Origin of the sequence: Micromonospora phytophila (assembly GCF_023656545.1) — a bacterium.
Classification (GTDB): Bacteria; Actinomycetota; Actinomycetes; order Mycobacteriales; family Micromonosporaceae; genus Micromonospora; species Micromonospora phytophila.
The window spans coordinates 1-4,483 of sequence record NZ_JAMOKF010000390.1 but is presented as its reverse complement, the minus strand read 5'-3'; the positions used below and the strand labels follow the sequence as shown (position 1 = coordinate 4,483).

Genomic DNA, 4,483 nt, shown 5'->3' with positions numbered 1-4,483 from the left:
CGTGCGGACATCGGGATCATCGCCAGGGTCGCGTCCCGCGCCTCGGCCGCGGCGTCCGCCAGCGCCGCCGCGTCCGGGTACCGCTCGCCCGGGCGCTTCGCCATCGCCCGCTCGACCAGGGCGACCACCGGCGGCGGGGTGCCCGGCGGCAGCGGTGCCGGCTCGTCCTGCAAGTGCCGCAGCGCCACCTGCAGCGGGTTGTCGCCGTCGAACGGCGGCCGCCCGGCCAGGCAGAAGTACGCCACCGCGCCGAGCGCGTAGATGTCCGTCGCCGGGGAGACCGGCTGGTTCGCGGCCTGTTCCGGGGACATGTACGAGGCGGTGCCGAGCACCACGTTCGCCGCGGTGATGCCGGCCGTGGTGCCGGAACGGGCGATGCCGAAGTCGACCAGCACCACCCGGCCGTCCCGCTTCACCAGCAGGTTGCCCGGCTTCACGTCCCGGTGCACGATGCCGGCCAGGTGGGCGGTGTGCAGCGCCTCGGCGGCCTGCGCGACCACAGACATGGTCGACGCCGGGTCGAGCCGCCCCGCCCGCCGGAGCCAGGTGCCCAGCGGCTCCCCGTCGACGTACTCCATCACCAGGTAGTCGATCCGGCTGCCGTCGGCGAGGGTGGACCGGCCGACGTCGTGCACCGCGACCACGCCGGGATGCCGCAGCGCCGCCAGCATCCGCGCCTCGGCCCGGAACCGCGTGGTGAACTCGGGGTCCGCGGTCAGGGCCGGCAGGAGCACCTTCACCGCCACCTCGCGCTCCAGCGCGAGGTCAGTGCACCGCCAGACCGCGCCCATGCCGCCGGTCGCCACCCGTTCGCCCAGCCGGTACCGCTCGCTGAGCACCACTCCTTGAGTCAGCACCGGGTCACGGTAGCGGTCGGGGCGGAGCGGTCGATCATCGTGTCACCCGAGCGGCGGCCGTTCCGCAGCCGGCCGACTACGCTTGCGGGGGTTCGTCCCACCGGGACATCGGCGGCGAGGGGAGACGCGGCATGGCGTGGAGCTGGCGGTACGAGGGCGCGAACGGCGAGTCGGTCGAGGGGCCGGCGGAGTCGTTCGGCAGTCAGGCGGACGCCGAGTCCTGGATCGGCCAGGCCTGGCGCGAGCTCGCGGCGTCCGGCGTCACCTCGGTCGCGCTCGTCGAGGACGACCGGGTGGACTACCGGATGAGCCTGCTGCCCACGGCCGAGTGATGGCGTACGACCGCCCGGGGGGCGAGCCGCTGGTGCTCGGCGTGCCTCGGGCGGCGTTCCGCCCGAGCCCCGTCTTCCTCGCCCTGGTCGCGCTCTTCGTGGCCAGCGGCGTGCTGACCTGGAACGGGGTCGGCAACGTCCGGCTCGACGTGTTCCTCTTCGTCGTCTCCGGCTGGCTGGTCTCGCTCTGCCTGCACGAGTACGCCCACGCGATCGTGGCGTTCCGGGCCGGCGACCGGAGCGTGGCGCACCGCGGCTACCTGACCTTGAACCCGCTGAAGTACAGCCACCCGCTGCTGTCGATCGCGCTGCCGGTGGTGGTGGTGCTGCTCGGTGGCATCGGCCTGCCCGGTGGGGCGGTCTGGGTGGACCGGCACGCCATCCCGGGGCGGCTGCGGCACACCCTGGTCAGCCTCGCCGGCCCGGCCACCAACGTGCTGTTCACGCTGGTGCTGGTGGCGGCGGTGCAGGCCGGCGCGGCCGGCGGCGGCCCGGTGGAGTTCTGGGCGGCCGTGGCGCTGCTGGCCTTCCTCCAGCTCACCGCGAGCGTGCTCAACCTGCTTCCGGTGCCCGGCCTGGACGGCGGCAACATGATCCAGCCGTGGTTGGGCCCGCAGTGGCGCAAGATGTACGACGTGTTCGCCCCGTTCGGCTTCATCCTGCTCTTCGCGTTGCTGTGGAACCCCCGGATCAGCGGCTGGTTCTTCGGCGCGGTCTTCGCCGTCGGCGACCTGCTGGGCCTCCCGCCCGGCCTCTACGTCCTCGGCCTCGACCTCATCCGCTTCTGGCAGGGCTGACCCGGAACCGGCCTCTGGCAGGGGGCTGACCCCGAACGGGCGTCTGGCAGGGCTGACCCGGTCGACCGGGGCCTGCCGTCGCTCGCTGGTCCCCAGCGGCAACGACAGGCCCCGGATCGACGCCGCAGCACCCGGGCGGGGAGCCCGCCGGGTTACGGGCGCTGGGCGGGGGACTCGGTCTTGGCCGGGTCGCGCTCGGTGATCGGCTCGACGATCTCGTCGATCGCCTTGAGCAGCTCGGCGTCCAGCTTCACGCCGGCGGCCTTGACGTTGTCGTGCACCTGCTCGGGCCGGGACGCCCCGACGATCGCCGAGGAGACGTTCGGGTTCTGCAGCACCCAGGCGATCGCGAGCTGGGCCATGCTCAGCCCGGCCTGCTCGGCCAGCGGCTTGAGCCGCTGCACCCGGGTCAGCACCTCGTCGGTCATCCACTTGGCGATGAAGCCCGCGCCGGACTTCTCGTCGGTGGCCCGGGAACCGGCCGGCGGCGGCTGGCCCGGCAGGTACTTGCCGGAGAGCACGCCCTGCGCCATCGGCGACCAGACGATCTGCCCGACGCCCAGCTCCTCGCTGGTGGGGACGACCTCGGTCTCGATGACCCGCCAGAGCATCGAGTACTGCGGCTGGTTGGAGACCAGCGGGATGCGCAGCTCACGGGCGAGCTGGTGGGCCTCGCGGATCTGCGACGCCTTCCACTCGGAGACGCCGATGTAGTGCGCCTTGCCGGAGTGCACGACGTCGGCGAAGGCCTCCATCGTCTCCTCCAGCGGCGTGCTGTAGTCGTACCGGTGGGCCTGGTAGAGGTCCACGTAGTCGGTGCGCAGCCGGCGCAGCGAGCCGTCGATCGACTCCATGATGTGCTTGCGGGACAGGCCCCGGTCGTTGCGGCCGGGCCCGGTGGGCCAGTACACCTTGGTGAAGATCTCCAACCCTTCGCGGCGCTCGCTCTCCAGCGCGCGACCCAGCACCTCCTCGGCGCGGGTGCCGGCGTAGACGTCGGCGGTGTCGAAGGTGGTGATGCCCACGTCGAGGGCGGCCCGGACGCAGGCGAACGCCGCGTCCTCCTCCACTTGCGAGCCGTGGGTGATCCAGTTGCCGTACGAGATCTCGCTGACCATCAGGCCGGAACGGCCCAGGTGTCGGAATTCCATGCTCCGACCCTAGCCCGCCCGGATCAGGGTCACCGGGGGCGGCCGGTCAGAGCACGGGGGTCGTGTCGGTGAGCAGCCGCTCGATCTCCGCCACCAGGTCGTCGCGGTCGCGGTGCGTCGGGTCGATCAGCGGCTCGCCCCGCCGGTCGAGCGCGCCCCAACGCCCGGCGCCGTCGCCGACCAGGAACGCGACCGGGTGGATGACCAGCACCGGGTGGGCGGGCGGCACGAGCACCTTCCCGGTCCGGTCCACCACGCCATGTCGGCCGGCCACGTCCACCACGGCCAGCCCCTCGTCGGTGAAGCCCTCGACGTACCGGCCGTCGGCCAGGGCGGTCGCGAACCCGTGGTGCCGGGTGGGCACCACGATCCGGCCGTTGCGGTCGACCGCCCCCAGCCGTCCCGGCGGACGGCCGCCACCCCGCGCCGGAACGGGCGTACGTCCGCGAAGCCGTGCGGCACCACCACCTCGCCGGTCGGGTCGATCGCCACCCAACCGGCGGTCTCGCCGCCGGACACCCAGGCCAGCCCGTCGGAGAACGGCCGGACCGCCCGGTAGAACGGTTCGAGCACGGTCGCACCGGTGAGGTCGACCAGCGACCACCGGTCGGTCGCCGGCCGGCGCACCCAGGCCACCCCGTCGGAGAACGGCTGCGCCTGCGCGTACTCGGCCGGCACGACCATGTCGCCATCCGGGTCGGTGAAACCCCACAGGTCGCCGTCGCGCGCTGGCACGGGGGGCCGGTCGCGCTCCAGCACCTCGTCGCGACTGCGGGGGTACGGCCCGAAGCCCGTCCCGCTGGCCCGGTCCGCGACCGCGTCCAGGCTCAGTCGGATCCGGGCCAGCAGCTCGGCGTCGCCGTCGCCGCGCAGGTCGAGCGCCCGCTCGAAGTGGTGGCACGCCTCCATCAGCCGGCCCTGGTCGTAGCAGGACCGCCCGGCGTGCTCGTGCAGCGCGGCGCGCAGCCGGTCGGGCAGCTCGACGGAGTTGGCCTCGGCGAAGAGCCGGTCGGCCTCGGCGAAGTCACCGCGCCAGCGCAGCACGTGCGCCAGCCGCGCCTGGGCCAGCGCGGTACGCCGCAGCTCGCCGGTGGCCTCGGCGTAGGTGAGCGCGAGCCGGCCGTCGGCCAGCGCGTCGTCCAGCTCGCCGACGATCCGGGAGACCACGGCCCGCAGGCTCAGCAGCCGGGCGCGGGAGCGGTTGTCGACGGCGGTGCCCAGCTTCTCGGTGAGGCGCCGCCGGATCGTCCGGAACTCGTCCGGCTCCTCCACCACCTCGCGCAGCGTCGTCGGGTCGAGCCGCCAACGGTGGTTCGTCAGCACCTGCTCGGGGTCGCTCGGCTTCT

At 73.7% G+C, this 4,483-nt stretch carries 4 protein-coding genes and 1 pseudogene; 2 read left to right on the top strand and 3 right to left on the bottom strand.

The window, feature by feature from the left end; all coding sequences use genetic code 11:
• On the bottom strand, positions 1-857 hold an 857-nt coding region (locus tag NCC78_RS28010; protein ID WP_250798255.1), incomplete at its 3' end, for a serine/threonine-protein kinase.
• Between the two features lie 131 nt (positions 858-988).
• On the opposite strand from NCC78_RS28010, the gene NCC78_RS28005 reads away from it, so the two are divergent.
• Together NCC78_RS28005 and NCC78_RS28000 are read left to right on the top strand one after the other, a co-directional pair.
• On the top strand, positions 989-1,189 hold the full coding sequence (locus tag NCC78_RS28005; protein WP_250798254.1) for a hypothetical protein: 201 nt from the start codon (positions 989-991) through the stop codon (positions 1,187-1,189).
• Positions 1,189-1,986 (top strand): site-2 protease family protein, encoded by a 798-nt coding sequence (locus NCC78_RS28000; RefSeq protein WP_250798253.1) that lies wholly within the window; start codon positions 1,189-1,191, stop codon positions 1,984-1,986. The genes NCC78_RS28005 and NCC78_RS28000 overlap by 1 nt, the downstream gene beginning before the upstream one ends.
• A 152-nt stretch (positions 1,987-2,138) precedes the next feature.
• Here NCC78_RS28000 and NCC78_RS27995 read toward each other — a convergent pair whose 3' ends face one another.
• Together NCC78_RS27995 and NCC78_RS27990 are read right to left on the bottom strand one after the other, a co-directional pair.
• Positions 2,139-3,137 (bottom strand): aldo/keto reductase family protein, encoded by a 999-nt coding sequence (locus NCC78_RS27995; protein ID WP_250798252.1) that lies wholly within the window; start codon positions 3,135-3,137, stop codon positions 2,139-2,141.
• A 46-nt stretch (positions 3,138-3,183) separates the two neighbouring features.
• A pseudogene (locus NCC78_RS27990) lies at positions 3,184-4,483 on the bottom strand (WG repeat-containing protein); the annotation flags it as partial.